The following is a 19,147-nucleotide window of genomic DNA, read 5'->3' on the forward strand; positions in this document are numbered from 1 at the left end:
GTCCGGATGGGATATCCGGGCCTCTGTCAGGGAGGAATTGATGAGGAGACAACCCCGATTACATCACGCGTTTAAAGGTCGAAGGGGTAACACCAAACTGTTTCTGGAAGGCGGCAGAGAAATGGCTGGCGTTGGCATAGCCCAGATCGGCTGCCACCGTCATGACCGAGGTATTGCCATTGGCCAGGCGTCTTCTGGCTTCCTGCATGCGTTCTGCCTGAAACAGACCATAGACGCTGTTGTTGAACATAACGCGGAACCCCCGCTTAATTTTGAGCACGCTCAGACCGGACTCTCTGGCCAGCTCTGCGACACCCGGTGCTTGCGTCAGGTCTGCCAGCAGCAGATCCTTCGCTCGCAGCAGTTTCTGGCGTTCCATTGGGTTGAAGTGGCAGGAGAGGCAACCGGTGTCTTCGCGATGTTCATCCAGCACCAGACTGAGCATCACCAGACTTTGTCCCTGTAGCCAAAGCGTCGACGGCTTTTGTTCATGACTGAAGCCGCTGTGCATCCGCATCAGCGCGTGACGCAAGGCTTGAGCCGTTAAGTGGGTTTCAGCATTACAACGCTGCTGCTGACAGCAGCAGTGGGAGTCGATCTTCTTCTTAATGACCGCGCTAATATCCGGCACCCACAGCGCGAGGGTTTCAGGGCTGAAGGAGAGCGTAATGCTCTCGAAGCGGCCACAATAGGAGGCGCTGCCGCGGCAGCCGGGCGTATGGGTAATGTAATGGCGATTACGCGCAAGCTCCCAGTCGGTATGGCGTCTGAGTCCCTGGATAGCAAAGTGAGATGTGCCTTCCAGAATGCACGAGAAGTTAATCCTGCCCAGATCGTCATGTAGCTGCAACGTCTCAGGCCGCGCAAAATTCCCCCTCCAGAGCAAAATATCCATCCCTTCCTGCAACGAACAGCGTAGCAGTTCACACTGGGCAGGAATATTGCCATCCTTTACGGGTTTCCCGACTACCAACTGATGAATAGAGATTTCAGATTGCGTTTGTGGTGACTCCGTCATGACCTGGTTATCTCCCTGTGGCTTAGTCCAATGCGGGTATATACCCGTCATACTTCAAGCTGCATGTGCGTTGATTGGGTTACTCGGCTCATTCATGAGCCTCACCCTGACGGGCCGCCGCGACACGGCATTCAACTCTGTTCCAGACAGATTTGTCCCGCCCCCCCGTCAATGATTGCTATAAATTTCTGGGATTCCCTCGCTTGCCGCCTTCCTGCAACTCGAACTATTTAGGGTAAAAATAGAACCGAATGGGGTAGATGAGTAATTGATAATGGTTATTATTCACATTAATTATCAGAACGCCACTGTGAATTGTCGTTTTTGGTGTGCGTAAAAATTCATCAGGAAATTCAGCCATTCCCATGTCATCTCAATCATCAAATACTGAATCGCTATCCCGATTTCCGCTCTGGCAGGTGATTACACCGGTTCGCCGGAAGGTTATTTTAGCGATGGCGCTGGCGGGGCTGGCGGCATTAACCAGCCTGGGAGCGCTCCTTTTTCTGGCGTGGAGTCTGCGCGACATCCGCGCGACGCCTGACGCGATTCCTGTCTGGCCGCTGAGTGGCCTGATTGGCTGCGTGGTATTGACTTTTGTCCTGCGCCTGCAGGCATTCAATATCTCTCATTACGCGGCTTTTCATCTGGAGAACATTCTGCGCAGCAGGTTAGCCCGTAAAGCATTGCAGCTTTCGCCTGGCGCGTTACAGCAAATGGGCAGCGGATCAGTGGCGAAAGTGATGCTGGATGATGTGAAGTCGTTACATATTTTTGTGGCTGACAGCACGCCGCTCTACGCCCGCGCGGTCATCATGCCGCTGGCGACTATCGTTATCTTGTTCTGGCTGGACTGGCGGCTGGCTATCGCGACGCTGGGGGTACTGGCGTTTGGCTCGGTTGTTCTCGTGCTCGCCCGCCAGCGTTCGGAAGATTTGGCCCAGCGTTATCATCAGGCGCGCGAGCAAGTCAGCGCGGCGGTTATTGAGTTCGTGCAGGCCATGCCCGTAGTGAGAACGTTTGACAGCGGCAGCAGCAGTTTTTTGCGCTACCAACATGCCCTTGAAGAGTGGGTTGGCGTGCTCAAAACCTGGTATCGCAAAGCCGGTTTTTCAGCACGTTTTTCATTCTCGATTCTGAATCCTCTCCCGACCTTATTTGTCCTGATCTGGTCGGGATACGGCCTGTTGCACTATGGCGGTTTCGACTTTATCGCGTGGGTGGCCGTTTTACTGCTCGGCAGCGGAATGGCCGAAGCCGTGATGCCAATGATGATGCTCAATAACCTGGTCGCGCAAACGCGTTTAAGCATTCAGCGTATTTATCAGGTTCTCGCAATGCCGGAGTTATCGCTGCCGCTATCTGACCAACAGCCGAAAGAGGCGAGTATTACCTTTGAGCAGGTGAGCTTCCATTATCCGCAAGCGCGCGCTGATGCCGCGTTGCAGGAGGTGAGCTTTCATGTACCTGCCGGGCAAATTGTGGCGCTGGTCGGGCCAAGCGGCGCCGGAAAAAGCACCGTGGCACGCTTGCTGCTGCGTTACGCCGATCCCGACAAAGGCCATATCCGTATTGGCGGCGTGGATCTTCGCGATATGCAGACGAACACCCTGATGAAGCAACTCTCTTTTGTGTTTCAGGACAACTTCCTTTTTGCCGACACAATCGCCAATAACATTCGTCTGGGCGCGCCGGATACGCCGCTGGAGGCGGTGGTCGCGGCGGCCAGGGTGGCGCAGGCCCATGAATTTATTAGCGCACTGCCAGAGGGGTACAACACGCGAGTCGGGGAGCGCGGGGTATTTCTCTCCGGCGGTCAGCGACAGCGCATCACCATCGCCCGGGCGCTTTTGCAGGACCGCCCCATCCTGGTGCTCGATGAGGCGACGGCGTTTGCTGACCCGGAAAACGAAGCCGCGCTTATCAAGGCGCTGGCGGCGGCGATGCGCGGCCGGACGGTCATCATGGTCGCGCATCGCCTCTCAATGGTGACTCAGGCTGATGTGATATTGCTGTTTTCCGACGGGCGGCTCAGGGAAATGGGCAACCATGCGCAACTCCTGGAACAGGGCGGCTTGTATCAACGGCTCTGGCACCACTATCAGCAGGCGCAGCGTTGGGTACCGGGTGGCGTACAGGAAGAGGGAGTGGAAAATGAAAGACAATAATCCTGCGGATAACCTGGCTTGGCGCGTCATCTGGCGTCAGCTTATCTCCAGCGTTGGCAGCCAGGCCGGGATGCTGCGGCGCAGTATGCTGGCGCTATTGCTGGCGGCATTCATGCAGGGGATCGCCTTTGCCTGTCTTTATCCGATCATTGATGCGCTGTTACGGGGGGATGCACCGTCACTTCTCAACTGGGCAGTGGCCTTCAGCGTTGCCGCGATTGTGACGCTGGCGCTACGTTGGCATGGCCTGGGCTTTGAATACCGCGGCCATCTGGCGCAGGCCACCCATGAGTTACGTCTGCGCCTGGGCGAGCAATTACGCCGCGTGCCGCTGGAGAAACTCCAGCGCGGACGGGCAGGGGAAATGAACGCTTTGCTGCTGGGCAGCGTGGATGAAAACCTTAATTATGTTATTGCGATAGCCAATATTTTGTTACTCACCCTTGTTACGCCATTGACGGCGTCGCTGGCGACTTTGTGGATAGACTGGCGGCTGGGGCTGGTGATGCTATTGGTCTTCCCTCTGCTGGTGCCGTTTTATTACTGGCGCCGTCCGGCGATGCGGCGACAGATGCAGATGCTGGGGAAAGCGCATCAGCAACTGAGCGGTGATATCGTTGAATTTGCTCAGGGGATGATGGTATTGCGTACCTGCGGTAGCGATGCCGATAAAAGCCGGGCGCTGCTGGCACATTTCGATGTGCTGGAAAACGTACAGACCCGCACTCACCGTCAGAGCGCTGGCGCGACGATGTTGATCGCCAGCGTCGTCGAGCTGGGTCTGCAGGTGGTGGTGTTATCCGGGATCGTCTGGGTGGTGACGGGGACCCTGAACCTCGCCTTCCTGATTGCCGCCGTCGCGATGATTATGCGCTTCGCAGAACCGATGGCGATGTTTATCAGCTACACCTCGGTCGTGGAACTGATCGCCAGCGCCCTCCAGCGGATTGAGCAGTTTATGGCGATTGCGCCGCTTCCCGTCACAGAACAAAGCGAGCTGCCGGAACGTTACGATATCCGCTTTGACAACGTCAGCTATCACTACGAAGAAGGCGACGGTCACGCGCTTAATAATGTTTCTTTGACGTTCCCGGCAGCCAGTATGAGCGCGCTGGTGGGTGCCTCCGGCGCAGGCAAAACCACGGTCACTAAACTGTTAATGCGCTATGCCGATCCGCAGCAAGGGCAGATTTCTATTGGCGGCGTCGATATTCGCCGCCTGAGGCCAGAACAGCTCAATAGCCTGATTTCTGTTGTTTTCCAGGATGTCTGGCTGTTTGATGACACGCTGCTAGCGAATATCCGTATCGCGCGCCCACAGGCGACGCAGCAGGAGGTGGAGGAAGCCGCTCGCGCGGCGCAGTGCCTTGAGTTTATTTCCCGTCTTCCGCAAGGTTGGTTGACGCCAATGGGTGAGATGGGGGGGCAGTTATCGGGCGGCGAGCGCCAGCGGATTTCCATTGCCCGAGCGTTATTGAAAAATGCGCCGGTCGTCATTCTTGATGAACCGACCGCCGCGCTGGATATTGAAAGCGAACTGGCGGTACAGAAAGCTATCGATAACCTGGTTCACAACCGGACGGTGATTATTATCGCCCACCGTTTATCCACCATCGCCGGAGCGGGAAACATCCTGGTGGTGGAAGAGGGGCGCGTGGTTGAGCAGGGCACTCACGCGCAATTGCTCTCCCGTCATGGACGTTATCAGGCGCTGTGGCAAGCGCAAATGGCCGCGCGCGCGTGGCGCGACGAAGGGGTTTGCGCGATGGAGGAGTCGGAGCATGAGTGATGTTCAGCCGCAGGTGAAACCGCTGACGTTAACAACCGAGCGGGTGATTTTTGCTATTGCCGGCGTTTATGTGACGCAGAGTCTGGTATCGGCGCTGTCTATGCAGTCCTTACCCGCGCTGGTGCGCGCTGCCGGCGGATCGCTGGCGCTTGCTGGTGCGACAACGCTGTTTATGTTGCCCTGGGCGCTGAAGTTTATTTGGGCGCCGTGGATCGAGCGCTGGCGGCTCCCGCCCGATAGCCCGGAGCGCCGTTCCCGCCTGTTAATCCTGCGTGGTCAGGTCGCGTTAGCGGCGCTCCTGATGATGGCCGCAGCGATCGGCTGGTTCGGGCGAGAAGGGGGATTTCCCGATACGCAAATCGTGGCGTTATTTGTTCTGTTCATGGTGGCAGGCACGGTCGCCTCCACCATTGATATTGCCAGCGACGGTTTTTGCGTCGATCAGCTGACCCGCGCAGGTTATGGCTGGGGAAACAGCGTGCAGGTTGGCGGTAGCTATCTGGGGATGATGTGCGGTGGCGGGGTGTTCCTGATGCTGTCGGCGGCATCCGGCTGGCCTGTCGCCATGCTGATCATGGCGCTGCTGATTATGGTGTTGTCACTCCCGCTGTGGCGCATTACGGAGCCGACGCGAACGGTGACGGTCCCGCATGTTCCGGCGTTAGGTTATGCGCTAAGGCGAAGACAGGCGCGTCTGGGCTTACTGCTGGTATTGATGCTGAATTCCGGTATGCGGTTTGTGCTGCCTCTTCTGGCGCCGCTGTTGTTGGATCATGGGCTGAGTATGTCAGCGCTGGGTGCGCTGTTTAGCGGCGGTAATATTGCGGCGGGCATAGCAGGAACGCTGGCCGGCGGATTGCTGATGAAATATACCTCACCCGGCAGAGCGCTGTTGACGGCTTATGGCGTCCAGGGGATCGCACTGCTGGCGGTGGTGGTGACGCTGATGATGGCGCCGGGTCATCTGCTGCTGCCCGTTCTCCAGTGTCTGGTCATTATCCAGTCCATTTCGCTGGCCTGCGCGCTGGTCTGTCTTTATGCCACGCTGATGTCGCTTTCATCACCCTTACAGGCCGGCGTCGACTTCACCCTCTTTCAATGTACTGACGCGGCAATCGCCATTCTGGCTGGCGTTGTCGGCGGCATTGTGGCCCAACATTTTGGCTATGCGGCCTGCTTCCTGTTTGCCGGGATATTCACGTTACTGGCGGCGTGGGTTGCCCATATCCGGCTGCATTCGGCAAGCAAACTGATGACCAGCTCAATTGATTGAACCGGGAATAACACAGAGAGGTAAGGGATGAAAACCAGTGAATTTTTACACCTGGCGCTACCAGAGGAACAATGGCTGCCGACGATTTCTGGCGTCTTACGCCAGTTCGCAGAAGAAGAGTGCTATGTCTACGAGCGTCAACCCTGTTGGTATTTAGGTAAAGGATGCCTGGCACGGTTGCACATTAATGCCGACGGAACGCAGGCGACATTCATTGATGATGCCGGGGAGCAAAAATGGGCGGTGGATTCCATTGTCGACTGCGCGCGTCGTTTTATGGCGCATCCGCAGGTGCAAGGGCGTCGGGTATATGGGCAGGTTGGGTTCAACTTTGCGGCGCATGTGCGGGGGATTGCCTTCGACGCCGGCGAGTGGCCGCTGCTGACGTTAACCGTTCCCCGTGAAGAACTTATTTTTGAAAAGGGAAATGTCACCGTTTATGCGGACTCCGCTGACGGGTGCCGACGTCTGTGCGAGTGGGTGAAAGAGGCTGGTACAACGACGCAGAACGCACCACTGGTGGTGGATACCGCCCTCAATGGTGAGGCGTATAAACAACAAGTTGCCCGCGCCGTTGCGGAGATACGCCGTGGCGAGTATGTCAAAGTGATTGTCTCGCGCGCCATTCCCCTGCCATCACGGATTGATATGCCCGCCACGCTGTTATACGGGCGGCAGGCAAACACGCCCACGCGGTCGTTTATGTTCCGCCAGCAAGGGCGCGAGGCGCTGGGCTTTAGCCCGGAACTGGTGATGTCAGTGACGGGCAATAAAGTGGTCACTGAACCGCTTGCGGGCACCCGCGATCGTATGGGAAGCCCGGAGCAAAATAAGGCGAAAGAGACAGAGCTGCTGCACGACAGTAAAGAGGTGCTTGAGCATATCCTTTCTGTCAAAGAAGCTCTTGCTGAACTGGCGGTGGTTTGCCGGCCGGGCAGCGTGGTGGTTGAAGATTTAATGTCGGTCCGCCAGCGTGGCAGCGTTCAGCATCTGGGGTCTGGCGTGAGCGGTCAGCTTGCGGAAAACAAAGATGCCTGGGATGCATTTACCGTGCTGTTCCCGTCGATTACCGCCTCGGGTATCCCTAAAAATGCTGCCCTGAACGCCATTATGCGAATAGAGAAGACCCCGCGAGAGCTCTATTCCGGCGCAATCCTGCTACTGGAAGATGCGCGCTTCGATGCGGCGTTAGTCCTGCGTTCCGTATTTCAGGACAGTCAACGGTGCTGGATACAGGCGGGAGCAGGGATCATTGCCCAATCTACGCCGGAACGTGAACTGACGGAAACCCGGGAGAAATTAGCGAGCATTGCGCCCTATCTCATGGTATCGGAGTGATTGCTAAGCCGTTCCGATCGTCCCTCTGGCACAAGGGCGGAAGAGTGGCGCCGATGGGCGATGTCATCGCGACTGGTCACCGGGTTGCTGTCGATTAATCCCTGATGGATGGCCTGGCGCTTGTTATTACCGTGGTCCTGTCGTCTGCAGGAAGCCACTTCCCGCTGAACTTTTCTTCAATCCCTTTCAGTCGGTCAATGAGATGACGAGTTTTATTGGCGATCGAACTGACCTGTTCGGATTTGACGACGCATTTTTCCGATGCTGAGGATGACATCAAAACGCACCGGGAAAATTTTCACGCTAGCTTATTGAATCAACGCGATATAAGGATTCATAAGGATACGCCAAAGCAAAAAGCCCGCTTAAGTTTCCTTAAGCGGGCTTCTTAAATATGGCTCCTCTGACTGGACTCGAACCAGTGACATACGGATTAACAGTCCGCCGTTCTACCGACTGAACTACAGAGGAATCGTGTGAACGGGGCGCATATTAACGGCGGCGCATGGCCTTGTCAAAGACAGAATCACCGGAATGTGTTTGATTGCTGACAATTTCAGCAGTGGGGGTGCGCTTGCGCGATTTTCCATCAATACGCACCGTTATGGTGCGGGTATACCTCTAATGGGGCATAGCGTAATCCGCTTACCGGGCAAATAAATCCTCCATTGCTATCAGAATCGCTTATCACGCCGCCTGGCGCGGCCTTTGCACCGATGCGAAAAAACTGGCAAGCAAATTGCAAAACCTCTGTAACTCAATAGCCAGCGTTGGTACTGGCTTTCCTTACAGGAGGCAAAATGAACTTAAGACGACTGAAGTATTTTGTAAAAATCGTCGATATCGGCAGTCTGACCCAGGCTGCTGAAGTCTTGCACATCGCACAACCGGCGCTGAGCCAGCAGGTGGCGACCCTGGAAGGCGAACTGGACCAGCAGCTGCTGATTCGGACAAAGCGCGGCGTGACGCCGACCGAAGCCGGGAAGATACTCTATACCCATGCGCGCACCATCCTGCGCCAGTGCGAGCAGGCGCAGCTGGCGGTAAATAACGTGGGTCATACGCTCAGCGGCCAGGTCTCGATTGGCCTTGCGCCGGGGACCGCGGCTTCTGCCATTACCATGCCGCTGCTGCAGACGGTCCGCAATGAGCTGCCTGAAGTGATGGTCTACCTGCAGGAAAGTAGCGGAACAGTCCTTAACGATAAACTGCTCAGCGGCCAGCTGGATATGGCCGTGCTTTACGAGCGCTCGCCGGTCGCTGGTATCATCAGCCAGCCTCTGCTGAAAGAAGATCTTTATCTGGTCGGAACCCGCGATTGCCCAGGCCAGAGCGTCGATCTGACCGCGGTGGCGGAGATGAACCTGTTCCTGCCGCGTGATTACAGCGCAGTCCGTGCGCGCGTGACGGAAGCCTTCACGCTGCGTCGTTTGTCGGCGAAGATTATCGGCGAAATCGAATCCATTACGACGCTAACTGCGGCGATCGCCAGCGGAATGGGCGTCACCGTACTGCCAGAATCCGCCGCGCGTTCGCTGTGTGGGGCGGCCAACGGCTGGATGGCGCGGATCAGTACGCCTTCGATGAGCCTGTCCTTATCTCTGAACATGTCGGCGAAAGGCAGCCTGTCGCCGCAGGCGCAGGCGGTGAAAGAGATTTTACTTTCGCTGGTGAGTCGTCCATCGCTGGAAAATCGTGAATTGTTGCTGGTGAGTTAATCTATATTCCTGAAAGGAATAAGTTGCTGGTTTTTATTATTTGTTAGTAAGGACAACAGACTTTAACAATAGTGCATATGTTATGTCTGATAGCCCGGAGGAAAGGGTGAATTTCCAGCAACTAAAAATTATTCGTGAGGCGGCCCGTCAGGATTACAACCTGACGGAAGTCGCAAATATGCTTTACACATCGCAATCGGGCGTGAGTCGTCATATTCGTGAACTGGAAGAAGAGCTGGGGATCGAGATCTTCATCCGCCGCGGTAAGCGTCTGCTGGGGATGACGGAGCCGGGAAAAGCGCTCTTATCCATTGCGGAACGTATCCTCAATGAAGCCAGCAATGTCCGCCGTCTGGCCGACTTGTTTACCAACGATGCGTCCGGCGTGCTCACGATTGCGACGACCCATACCCAGGCGCGCTATAGTCTGCCGCCGGTAATCAAAGCTTTCCGCGAGCTCTTTTCCGATGTGCGTCTGGAACTGATTCAGGGAACCCCCCAGGAGATTGAAGCGCTGTTGCATAACGGTGGCGCGGATATCGGTATCGCCAGTGAACGCCTGAGTAACGATCCGACGCTGGTGGCCTTTCCCTGGTTCCGCTGGCATCACAGCCTGCTGGTGCCGAAAGACCACCCGCTGGTACAAACTACCCCTTTAACTCTGGAAGCCATTTCTCGCTGGCCATTGATTACCTATCGACAGGGCATCACCGGACGCTCGCGTATTGATGAAGCCTTTAATCGTAAAGGGCTGATGCCGGATATTGTCCTTAGCGCACAGGACTCCGATGTCATTAAAACCTATGTTGAGCTCGGGCTTGGCGTCGGGCTGGTGGCGGAGCAATCGGGCGATGCCCGGGAATCAGACACCTTTACCCGCCTCGAAACCCGGCACCTTTTCGATGCCAATACCGTCTGGTTAGGGCTAAAACGCGGGCAGTTGCAACGCAATTATGTCTGGCGGTTTATCGAGTTGTGCAATGCCGGACTGTCGCTGGATGAGATTAAACGCCAGGCCATGGAACCGGAAGAAGTGGCGATTGATTATCAGATCTAACACATTATCGCGGTGGCGAATAAAGGAACTGCGCTCCGCTGCCACGAGACGGTGAGAAAAACGCTATAATGCACTCACGATTGTCGCGACTGAGGAAGGGAAATAAATGGTGCGGCGTGTGAAATGGTTGTGCTCTCTTTTCATTATTCTCTCAAGCCAGAGTGCGCTGGCTGTCAGTTATCCGCTGCCGCCGGAAGGAAGCCGCCTGGTGGGAAGCCCGCAGCTGATTACCGTACCGCATAACAATACGCAACCGCTGGAGACCTTTGCGGCGCAATACGGGCAGGGGCTGAGCAACATGCTGGAAGCGAACCCCGGCGTTGACGTCTTTCTTCCGAGGTCGGGCAGCACGCTGGTTATCCCGCAGCAGCTGATTTTGCCTGCCACGGTTCGCGAAGGCATTGTGGTCAACGTGGCGGAAATGCGCCTCTATTACTACCCGCCGGAAGGCAATAGCGTTGAAGTTTTGCCGATTGGCATCGGCCAGGCGGGGCGTGAAACGCCGCGCAACTGGGTCACGGCCGTAGAACGTAAGCAGGAAGCGCCGACCTGGACGCCAACGGCCAATACGCGGCGTGAATATGCCCGCAGAGGCGAGAGTCTGCCGGCGTTCGTTCCGGCCGGGCCGGATAATCCGATGGGACTGTACGCGATTTATATCGGCAGGCTGTACGCGATTCATGGCACCAATGCCAATTTTGGTATCGGGCTGCGCGTCAGTCAGGGGTGCATTCGCTTGCGTAATGACGATATCAAATATCTGTTCGACAATGTCCCGGTTGGCACCCGCGTGCAGATTATCGATCAGCCGGTGAAGTTTACCGAAGAGCCGGACGGTAGCCGCTGGGTTGAAGTGCATGAGCCGCTGTCGCGTAACCGTGCAGAATACGAATCTGACAGAAAAGTACCGTTACCCATAACCACCGGCATGCAGGAGTTTGTAAAAGGAACAGGCGTCAATGTGCTTCGGGCGGAACAGGCCCTTGAACGACGCTCCGGAATGCCGGTCAATATCAGCGAGGCCGGAACGCCAGGCCATATCGGCAGCTAGCGTCGCGCGGCTGTCACCCATTGAGGTGAGATCAAAGCAGAAGAGCAAGAAGCCCGCTTAAGTTTCCTTAAGTGGGCTTCTTAAACAGGGTTCCTCTGTCCGGTATCGTCTCTGCCGCTAACGGGCTGAACGGTGAGCGAAACGAAAATCGGCAGCAAAACCCATCGCAGTAAAAATACAAGCAAAACCTGACTTCGCCAGCATACCCTTTCAAAGCAGGGAATATTCTTATTTCGCCGGGAGGAATCATGATGGCAGACGCCTTATACCCCGATTTTTTTCAGGAATGGGGAGGCGCTTTCGTGTGAGAGCGACGGGCGGTGCTTTCAGGAAAGATAAAAAATCCTGATTGGTTTGTTTTGTTCTGTAATGGCCAGATCATTGATCTGGATCAATACATGTAAAAGTAAGCATGAAAATCAATCACCTTAATGATGATTATTTATAAAATTATCTTAATGAAATCTGAATTAATAATTCTATTAATTGCTATATGAAATATAACAACAATAACTATATTTTTGATGATTTGTTTTACCTATCAAATATCGAGTATCCGTCGGTTAAAAACAGTTAGTCCGCCTGTTGATGGTGTGATTATACTGAGATTGTTTTAATATTTATTAAACGAAATATCTGTTGTGTCTTTTTATTTGCCAAATAACAGATGAAGTGTAATTGCGTATTGCACTGTGATTTTTTGCTTGTCAGATGACAGCGCAGGGTAAATACATAGCAATTTGTATTAATGATAACTGTATTAGTGTTAGTGGTATTGTTTTCATCTGTTCGTCGTGAGTCATGTTGTATCAGGATGTCCTGTAATCCGTTATCTGAACAATAAAATAATCTCTGACGGGATTGTTGTACGTAACGGATTATTGCAATTCCTGAATTTTACCCGGAGCTTTGACGTAAACGTATGCATAACCGTTACATAATAAATGGAACCGTTGAGTTTCATCCGGCAACCAGTACGTTGCGCGATCTTAATAATCATGACAATGTTATTATCTTAAATTCACCGGCCAGTCGGTGTTTATTGCTGCTTATTGAACGGATTGGCAGTATCGTCACCCAGCAAGAGTTTCTGGATATTGTCTGGACAAAATGTGGTATGCAGGTATCCACTAATACATTTTATCAAAATATTTCTATTCTGCGTAAAGGCCTTAAAAAAACGGGCCTTGATGAAGAGCTGGTTGTGACGATTTCGCGAGTGGGGTTAACACTGGCCAGCGGTGTATATATTAAAAAATTAACCTCTGAACAGCAGGTTGAAACCAGCCCTATGCCTTCTCACAGTCTCTCTTTTGCTGAGACTCAGTTGGAGAAGAAACTTAAAACGCAACCTCCGCCGTCATCTGAGGATGATGTCGACGCGCTGATAACCCATAAAGAAGAGGTACTCCTCCCGGAACGCCAGGACACAGAGAGAAAAACAGAATGTCGTCGCCGGTTGCCAGGCATAATAGTTGGCGCACTGCTGTCGATTATTCTTCTTCTGGCAGGATATATCGCGGTGAGTCGTTATGCTGAAGGGCAAAACCAGTACTTTTCTCACTACGATTTCCTGAGAACCATCGAGGGTTGTCACATCTATCTCTCGGACGGCATCACCACTGATAAAGAGCGTTCTACCGCTCTCAGAAGAGCCAGCCAGTTCCTGGATAACTGCACAAATTATCCATGGGTATATGTTACCCGTTTTCCTATGCTGCCGAGAACCTCCGTTATTCGCTGTGACAGGCAGATGAACGAACCGAACAGCTGTATTTCTGATTATTTTTTTGAGGTCCAGTAAGTGAGAACCAGCCGTATATTGAAGGTACTGCTGCCGGTATTAGCGATAGCGACTGCCGCGGTGTCTATTTATTCATTATGGAATAAAAATCGACTCGACGAATTTTCCTGTGTTGCCAGCTTTTCTCAGCATTATGAGAATGAAAATATTGATGTTTCCCTGCGCTTTATGTTTAACGGCAAGGCTGGGGTGGTGAGTATTAATGGCCGTGCACAATCTGATGCGAAGAAGGTTTTTAACCGGAAGATATCGTTTTCCATGCGCAGACATCAGTACATCTATTATCTGACATCAGAGAAGAATCTTAAGTTTCCGGATGATAATGTGGATGATGGCTGGTTGAGTCAGTACGAGCCTGATTTTTTCGTTTACCCGGATAAGAGCCTTCATATTCGGATAAACCAACAAAAAAGTGGCAACTATCTCTTTATGATCTCAGTGCTTCCTACCTACATCTGTAATATCGCTGACTAATCATGCGTTTCAGAAAAGAAAAAGGTGCAGAATGATCTGCACCTTGTGGTTAATCGGCAAATCAGGCAGCCCGCATGAAATCCCCGTTGCTGACGTTGTTAGCAAACTGGAGCACGGTAGAAGTCACGGCATTCGGGTCATCCCAGCCCACCACGGCGCCACCGATGGCACCAGCTACGACGCCAATCAGGCCGCCGCCAATCATGCCTACCAGCTGGCCGATGGAGCCAACGCCGAGGAGACCGCCGCCGTCACCGCCGTGCATGCCGCCAATGATCGCACCAGCGCATCCTGCTGCGGTGGCACCCAGAATAGCGCTGGTCAGAGAGCTAAAAAGACCTGCCCCGGAGACAGCATCAATTTCCATTACATTTAATTCGCGCATTTGGTTCTTCCTTTAGTTAACTATAAAGCGTCGTTACAGAAATATCCCGGCATTCATTTTTGCCGTCATTTCTGATGTATTGATTATGCCCATGGCATATATGTAAATAAATAGAATTACTTCTATTTTACCTTTCCTGGTTACCGGTTTTTGTAATTTTAAAATCGTTGCGGCTAATGTAAGAGCGGCAACGGGTGAGATCATGTATTTAAAATGAATCGTTTCACACAGCGTTGAAGTCGGCCAATTTCATTTTCCATGCTCTCTTTATCCGGATATACGCTGGTAAAATTGATAATATCCTGTCCGGCGATGCAGGATGCGAAGGTAACCTGCCAGACACGTTGCCCGCTAGCGGATACGAAGGTAAAGACAACTTCTATTGTTTCACCAAATGCATCGTCGCCTTGCCACTTATCCATTTTCACAAAATTAAATTGCTTAAATATTTTTTGCGCGTTGTCTAACTGTAAAGACATCTGTTCCGCAAAAGACCAGCCGGGCATCATGCGGTCGCGATTGATGGTGATTTGCTGGCCATGGCGGAAGGAGATGATATTAACCGCCTGGTTTCTAATCTCTTCTTCAAAATCTACGGTTCCTTCAAGGCATACTAGGCTGTGTCCCTTAATCGTCTGAGCTATAGTAACCATCTGTTTCTACAACATATTGAACTATGGCCCGCTACGACCTTCCCGATGAAGCATGGGATATCATCCAGCCTTTACTGCCCGCTCAACCTGCAACACCACGGGCCGGACGCCCATGGGCGGAGCATCGTATGATCATCAATGGCATGTTCTGGGTGTTGTGCTCTGGTGCCCCATGGCGTGATTTACCTGAACGATACGGCCCATGGAAAACCGTATATAACCGCTTTAACCGGTGGTCTAAGTCGGGTGTGATTAATATTATTTTCAACAGGTTGCTTTCTTCTCTTGATGCTCACGGCCTCGTTGACTGGTCAGCTACTGCGCTGGATGGCAGCAATATCCGGGCACTCAGGTGCGCCGCCGGCGCGCAAAAAAACATCCCGATATCGCCGGAGATCATGGGCTGGGTCGCTCTCGCGGTGGTTTTGGCACCAAAATCCATATGGCGACGGATGCAGGCGGTCTCCCGTTAAATATCGTGCTGAGTCCCGGACAGGCTCACGAAAGCCAGTTCGCATTACGCCTTCTGGACGGAATTGGTGTTCAGCGCCAGAACGGCAGCATGAAACGTCGTGGTTATGCGGTGCTGGCTGACAAAGCCTACTCAGGACATGCGCTTCGCAATGAGCTGAAACGAAAAGGGATAAAAGTGGTTATCCCGCGGAAATCTAATGAAAAAATGGCAGCAGATGGTCGTTCACAGCTTGATCGTGATGCTTATCGTAATCGCAACGTTGTTGAGCGGTGTTTTGGCTGTCTGAAAGAATACCGTCGCATTGCCACGCGTTACGACAAAACGGCGAGGAATTATCTGGCGATGGTGAAACTGGGTTGCATTAGACTGTTTTACAAAAAATTATGCAATTAAAGGACACAGCCTAAATGGTTGCTCATACTGTCTCCTGAATGTAAGACGATGGAGTGGCGAAGGGGGGGGAGAGACCCCATTTTTAATCACCAGTCAGCCTGCAGGGCTGCCTGAGAATGTTTGATGGCATGGATAAAATCGCGCTTTGCCACTTCAATGACGCCGTGGCGATGGATCTCAATAATACGGTCAGCGCTTAATATGGTTTCCGGACGGTGCGCAATAATAATCCGGGTGACATTCATCTGCCTGATGGCGTCATTGATGGCGCTTTCACGGGCTATATCCAGGTGGCTGGTTGCTTCATCAAGAATCAGCAGACGTGGGTTTCGATACAGTGCCCGCGCGAGAATAACGCGTTGTATTTGCCCGCCAGAGAGGGAGGATCCCATATCGCCGACCATACTGTTGTAACCCATGGGCATCGCCATGATGTCATCGTGAATCTGCGCGATTCTGGCCACCTTTTCCACCCGCAGTCGATCGAGGCTGGCATCAAAGAAGCTGATGTTATCGATAATCGAACCGGCAAAGAGCTGGTCGGTTTGCATCACGCTGCCGATCAGGTCGCGGTAGAGCGTCATCCCGAGTTTGCCGTGGTCGATGCCGTTGATACAGATGCTGCCGTTCCCTGGCTTAAGTAAGCCTAACAGGAGTTTTGCCAGCGTCGTTTTACCCTGCCCGGAAGGGCCGATAATGGCTACCGATTCGCCGGCCGCGATCTCCAGATTAAAGCCTGTGAAAATTTCTGCATCGGTGGCGGAGTAGCGAAACGAGAGCTGATTGACGGCCAGATGCACCGGTCCTTCCTGCTCAGGCAGCGCGACGCTGCTTGCCAGGTCCGCTTCTTTTTCGCTCAGCACAATGTCCGAGAGGCGTTCGCCATGCAAACGCAGCATTTTGAAGTCAATCAGCGCATTAATCAGACCGGCAGATCGCGAAATAAACTGGTCGGAAAAGCTGATAAAGGCGACCAGCATCCCGCTGGTAAAGTTGCCATCCAGCACCTGTGCGGCGGCCAGCCAGATCAGTACGATTTTACCGGTGCCTGAAATGATGCTTTGTAACGTACTGAAACCAATAGAGAGTTTTTGGGTGGTAATGCCTTTGTTGGTGGATTGTACGGTCTCATTGGTAAAGGTTGAAACGCGCAAATCCTGTTTGTTGTTGAGCTTGATCGCCTGAACCCCGCGAATGGACTCCAGCAGTTGCGACTGTGCCTGCGCCGAAGCCAGCAGCTGGTCTTCGCTTGCCTGACGAAAAGGTTCGAATGAGATCCAGCGGATTAGCGCATAGAGCAGGAACAGGCCAATAACGATAAAGGTCAGGGTGGCATTGTAGGCAAAAATCACGCCCAGGGTGACCATAGCCATGATGCCGTCGAAGATGGAGGAGATAAACCGGCCGGTCAGCGTGCTTTGTATATTCGCGATGGAGCCAAAGCGTGACAGGATGTCGCCCACGTGGCGATCTTCAAAATAGCTCAGCGGCAAACCCAGCAGGTGAGCGCACAGATTACTGGACCACTGCACGCTCAGCATACTGGAGAACCAGGTCGTCACCCAGCTGCGCAGCGCGCCAATCAGATTCTGGAACAGCGTAATAAAAATAAACGCGACGCCAAGCAGCGTCAGCAAATCCCGGTCAGCGGAGACCAGCACCTGGTCAATGACCCACTGCATATAAAAGGGCGTAATGATGCCGAAGAACTCGAGCGCCAGAGAGAGCAGCGCCACCTAAATAAATGCCGAACCGATACCCGAGACGTTACGGATAAGACTCAGCATCGAGATCGATTTTTTCTCATCCTTGCGCTCAAAGGTGGCGGCAGGATAGAGTTCCAGCGCCACGCCGGTGAAGGATCGTGATACCTCATCCATCGCCACCTTACGCACGCCGCGCGCCGGGTCGTGGATAGCGATGGTATTTTTGTTGATGCTTTTCAACACCACGAAATGGTTCATATCCCAGTGCAGGATGCAGGGCAGCTTCAGCTTATTGAGTTCATCCAGTTCGAGGCGGACCGCGCGGCAGCCCATATCTAACTTTTGCGTAAAAGACATCACATCGGCCAGCGTGCTGCCTTTTTGCGATGAGGGAAAACGATGACGCAGGGACACCATATCTATCTGATGGCCGTAATAGCCCGCGATCATCCCGACGCAGGTCAGCCCGCATTCCGCGGCCTGAGTTTGTCGCAGGACGGGGAGTTTATGGCGAAACGACAAATTAAGTTTATGAAAGAGATCCATGATCACCTGAGTTAGCATTTGAAATTATAAAGAGGTCATTTTGCCAAGCGCATTAAGCGGCTCGAGAACCCATTCGTAGATACGGCGCTTATCGACGATAAAATCCGCATCGAGCGCGCTACCGGGACGCAGGGCGAACTGTTTGCCGTAGGCTTGCACCGACTGGCTATCGAGCGTGACCTTGACCTGATAAAGCGGCTCCTGAATCTGGGGATTGCCGGTGAGGCTGGCGACCTCCTGAGGTGACAAGGGGGATGTCGAGATTTCACTGACCGTGCCAGAGTGCTGCCCAAATTTTTGCCAGGGAAAGGATTCATAGCGCAGCACCACCCGCTGACCGCTCTGGATAAAACCGATGGCCCGGCTGCTGAGCAGGATCCTTGCCTGTAGATGGGCGTTGTCCGGGAGGAGCATGGCGATAGTTTGCCCGGCGCTGACTATCTGCCCCGGCTTCACCAGCACGGCGCTCACCGTCCCCTGTTCCGGCGCGCGCAGATCCACCGACCGGCGTGATTCGTTTTCCATCATCGATTGCGTGATATCCGACAGCTTTTGCTGCAGGTCATTCTTTTGCTGAAAGTAGGTAAGAGGCTGCTCACGCAGCTGCTGGCGTGTTTGCGCGTGCTGTTGCCTGATTTCAATACGTTGGCGGGCAACGTCCTGTAATCGTACTTTGGCATCCAGCAGTTCACTCTCCTGCTGTTCGACCTGGGTATTAGAGGCGTAGCCTTCGGCGCGCATTGCCGTCATTTTGTCGACCTGCTTTTGGCTCAGCGCAATTTGCCGCTGACGCTGGCGATAAATGGTATCCAGCTCCGTCGTTTGTTGCGCCAGCAGGCTGCTTCTTTCTTGTAAGGACTTCAACGTTTCAACATTTCGTTGTTCGAGGTTGGTTAACTGTTGAGTCACCCCCTGGGACTGGCTCTCAAGCTGTCTGGCTATCGCCTCGCGCGTCTGACCATAGCGCGCGGTAGAGATTTCGGAAGAGACCGTAGCAATACGTTCGCCTTTTTTTATCCCACGACCTTCGCGGACGGGGAGGGCGGTAACGGTGCCAGCCGTCATGGCGGTAATGGTCATAATGCCGGTTTCCGGGGTCAGTACCCCTTTCGCCGTTTCACGTTTGGTGTAGCTTCCGAGGCTGCAAAAACCGACCAGCGCGATCGTCAGGGCGCATACCATCGCCACGATCAGCCAGCGGAAGGGGGGGCAGTAAAGTGCAACCGGACCTAACACTTTGGTTTTGTTCGCATCCAGTGATTCTTTACGAAATAAGTCGTGATTCATTGTCGAAAGCTC

16 protein-coding genes and 1 tRNA gene are annotated in these 19,147 nt (G+C 53.4%); 10 read left to right on the forward strand and 7 right to left on the reverse strand.

All coding sequences use genetic code 11. The features are described from left to right. Positions 1-58: 58 nt before the first annotated feature. On the reverse strand, positions 59-1,018 hold the full coding sequence (gene ybtA / locus Electrica_RS08760) for a yersiniabactin transcriptional regulator YbtA (RefSeq protein ID WP_141964299.1): 960 nt from the start codon (positions 1,016-1,018) through the stop codon (positions 59-61). Between the two features lie 455 nt (positions 1,019-1,473). Between ybtA and ybtP the strand changes: the two genes are divergently transcribed. The 4 genes from ybtP to ybtS are packed head-to-tail and all read left to right on the forward strand — an operon-like array spanning position 1,474 to position 7,586. Continuing rightward, the gene (gene ybtP, locus Electrica_RS08770; protein ID WP_167686266.1) at positions 1,474-3,186 is read left to right on the forward strand and encodes a yersiniabactin ABC transporter ATP-binding/permease protein YbtP; all 1,713 of its coding nucleotides are present in this window, start codon (positions 1,474-1,476) and stop codon (positions 3,184-3,186) included. Further along, positions 3,173-4,975, forward strand: coding sequence for a yersiniabactin ABC transporter ATP-binding/permease protein YbtQ (ybtQ, locus tag Electrica_RS08775; protein WP_141964301.1), 1,803 nt, complete (start codon positions 3,173-3,175; stop codon positions 4,973-4,975). The genes ybtP and ybtQ overlap by 14 nt, the downstream gene beginning before the upstream one ends. Next, positions 4,968-6,248 (forward strand): yersiniabactin-associated zinc MFS transporter YbtX, encoded by a 1,281-nt coding sequence (ybtX, locus tag Electrica_RS08780; protein WP_141964302.1) that lies wholly within the window; start codon positions 4,968-4,970, stop codon positions 6,246-6,248. The genes ybtQ and ybtX overlap by 8 nt, the downstream gene beginning before the upstream one ends. 27 nt (positions 6,249-6,275) lie before the next feature. Continuing rightward, positions 6,276-7,586 (forward strand): yersiniabactin biosynthesis salicylate synthase Irp9/YbtS, encoded by a 1,311-nt coding sequence (ybtS, locus tag Electrica_RS08785; protein WP_141964303.1) that lies wholly within the window; start codon positions 6,276-6,278, stop codon positions 7,584-7,586. Positions 7,587-7,981: 395 nt separating this feature from the next. On the opposite strand, the gene Electrica_RS08790 is transcribed toward ybtS, so the two are convergent. After that, a tRNA-Asn gene (locus Electrica_RS08790) sits at positions 7,982-8,057 on the reverse strand. 329 nt (positions 8,058-8,386) lie between these two features. Between Electrica_RS08790 and nac the strand changes: the two genes are divergently transcribed. The 5 genes from nac (at position 8,387) to Electrica_RS08815 (ending at position 13,690) form a co-directional block, all read left to right on the forward strand. After that, on the forward strand, positions 8,387-9,304 hold the full coding sequence (gene nac / locus Electrica_RS08795) for a nitrogen assimilation transcriptional regulator NAC (protein ID WP_100684126.1): 918 nt from the start codon (positions 8,387-8,389) through the stop codon (positions 9,302-9,304). A 106-nt stretch (positions 9,305-9,410) separates the two neighbouring features. After that, positions 9,411-10,361 carry an HTH-type transcriptional regulator Cbl gene (gene cbl / locus Electrica_RS08800; RefSeq protein WP_100684125.1) on the forward strand — a complete coding sequence of 317 codons (951 nt, stop codon included), beginning with the start codon at positions 9,411-9,413 and terminating at the stop codon, positions 10,359-10,361. Between the two features lie 106 nt (positions 10,362-10,467). Beyond that, positions 10,468-11,412 carry a L,D-transpeptidase gene (gene ldtA, locus Electrica_RS08805; RefSeq protein WP_141964304.1) on the forward strand — a complete coding sequence of 315 codons (945 nt, stop codon included), beginning with the start codon at positions 10,468-10,470 and terminating at the stop codon, positions 11,410-11,412. Positions 11,413-12,334: 922 nt separating this feature from the next. Continuing rightward, positions 12,335-13,216: a winged helix-turn-helix domain-containing protein gene (locus Electrica_RS08810; protein ID WP_141964305.1), complete on the forward strand. Its 882-nt coding sequence runs from the start codon at positions 12,335-12,337 to the stop codon at positions 13,214-13,216. Continuing rightward, positions 13,217-13,690: a hypothetical protein gene (locus Electrica_RS08815; RefSeq protein WP_131050455.1), complete on the forward strand. Its 474-nt coding sequence runs from the start codon at positions 13,217-13,219 to the stop codon at positions 13,688-13,690. Positions 13,691-13,751: 61 nt separating this feature from the next. On the opposite strand, the gene Electrica_RS08820 is transcribed toward Electrica_RS08815, so the two are convergent. Continuing rightward, a complete protein-coding gene (locus Electrica_RS08820) occupies positions 13,752-14,075 on the reverse strand; it encodes a colicin V synthesis protein (protein WP_131050456.1) in 324 nt (107 codons plus the stop codon). A gap of 200 nt (positions 14,076-14,275) precedes the next feature. Then, positions 14,276-14,728 carry a DcrB-related protein gene (locus Electrica_RS08825; RefSeq protein WP_141964306.1) on the reverse strand — a complete coding sequence of 151 codons (453 nt, stop codon included), beginning with the start codon at positions 14,726-14,728 and terminating at the stop codon, positions 14,276-14,278. 23 nt (positions 14,729-14,751) lie between these two features. Between Electrica_RS08825 and Electrica_RS08830 the strand changes: the two genes are divergently transcribed. Beyond that, positions 14,752-15,596 (forward strand): IS5 family transposase gene (locus Electrica_RS08830; RefSeq protein ID WP_141963343.1). Its coding sequence is split into 2 segments (ribosomal slippage): positions 14,752-15,097 and positions 15,097-15,596, totalling 846 coding nucleotides; the frame shifts between segments, so codons are not numbered across the junction. An 86-nt stretch (positions 15,597-15,682) separates the two neighbouring features. Here the strand turns inward: Electrica_RS08830 and Electrica_RS08835 are convergent. From Electrica_RS08835 to Electrica_RS08840, 3 genes are read right to left on the reverse strand one after another with little or no spacing between them, the layout of a single operon-like run. Then, the gene (locus tag Electrica_RS08835; RefSeq protein WP_228267399.1) at positions 15,683-17,332 is read right to left on the reverse strand and encodes a peptidase domain-containing ABC transporter; all 1,650 of its coding nucleotides are present in this window, start codon (positions 17,330-17,332) and stop codon (positions 15,683-15,685) included. Then, a complete protein-coding gene (locus Electrica_RS28815) occupies positions 17,333-17,848 on the reverse strand; it encodes a cysteine peptidase family C39 domain-containing protein (RefSeq protein ID WP_228267400.1) in 516 nt (171 codons plus the stop codon). It abuts the gene before it with no gap. Positions 17,849-17,872: 24 nt separating this feature from the next. Then, entirely contained in the window at positions 17,873-19,135 is a 1,263-nt protein-coding gene (locus Electrica_RS08840; protein ID WP_141964307.1) for an HlyD family secretion protein, read from the reverse strand. Between the last annotated feature and the right edge of the window lie 12 nt (positions 19,136-19,147).

Source organism: Klebsiella electrica (assembly GCF_006711645.1).
Lineage (GTDB): Bacteria > Pseudomonadota > Gammaproteobacteria > Enterobacterales > Enterobacteriaceae > Klebsiella > Klebsiella electrica.

Excerpts from the sequence above, each read along its gene's own strand:
- ybtA (WP_141964299.1), bottom strand. The coding sequence starts at position 1,018 with ATGACGGAGTCACCACAAACGCAATCTGAAATCTCTATTCATCAGTTG.
- ybtP (WP_167686266.1), top strand. The coding sequence starts at position 1,474 with ATGGCGCTGGCGGGGCTGGCGGCATTAACCAGCCTGGGAGCGCTCCTT.
- ybtQ (WP_141964301.1), top strand. The coding sequence starts at position 3,173 with ATGAAAGACAATAATCCTGCGGATAACCTGGCTTGGCGCGTCATCTGG.
- ybtX (WP_141964302.1), top strand. The coding sequence starts at position 4,968 with ATGAGTGATGTTCAGCCGCAGGTGAAACCGCTGACGTTAACAACCGAG.
- ybtS (WP_141964303.1), top strand. The coding sequence starts at position 6,276 with ATGAAAACCAGTGAATTTTTACACCTGGCGCTACCAGAGGAACAATGG.
- nac (WP_100684126.1), top strand. The coding sequence starts at position 8,387 with ATGAACTTAAGACGACTGAAGTATTTTGTAAAAATCGTCGATATCGGC.
- ldtA (WP_141964304.1), top strand. The coding sequence starts at position 10,468 with ATGGTGCGGCGTGTGAAATGGTTGTGCTCTCTTTTCATTATTCTCTCA.
- Electrica_RS08810 (WP_141964305.1), top strand. The coding sequence starts at position 12,335 with ATGCATAACCGTTACATAATAAATGGAACCGTTGAGTTTCATCCGGCA.
- Electrica_RS08820 (WP_131050456.1), bottom strand. The coding sequence starts at position 14,075 with ATGCGCGAATTAAATGTAATGGAAATTGATGCTGTCTCCGGGGCAGGT.
- Electrica_RS08825 (WP_141964306.1), bottom strand. The coding sequence starts at position 14,728 with ATGGTTACTATAGCTCAGACGATTAAGGGACACAGCCTAGTATGCCTT.
- Electrica_RS28815 (WP_228267400.1), bottom strand. The coding sequence starts at position 17,848 with ATGGATCTCTTTCATAAACTTAATTTGTCGTTTCGCCATAAACTCCCC.
- Electrica_RS08840 (WP_141964307.1), bottom strand. The coding sequence starts at position 19,135 with ATGAATCACGACTTATTTCGTAAAGAATCACTGGATGCGAACAAAACC.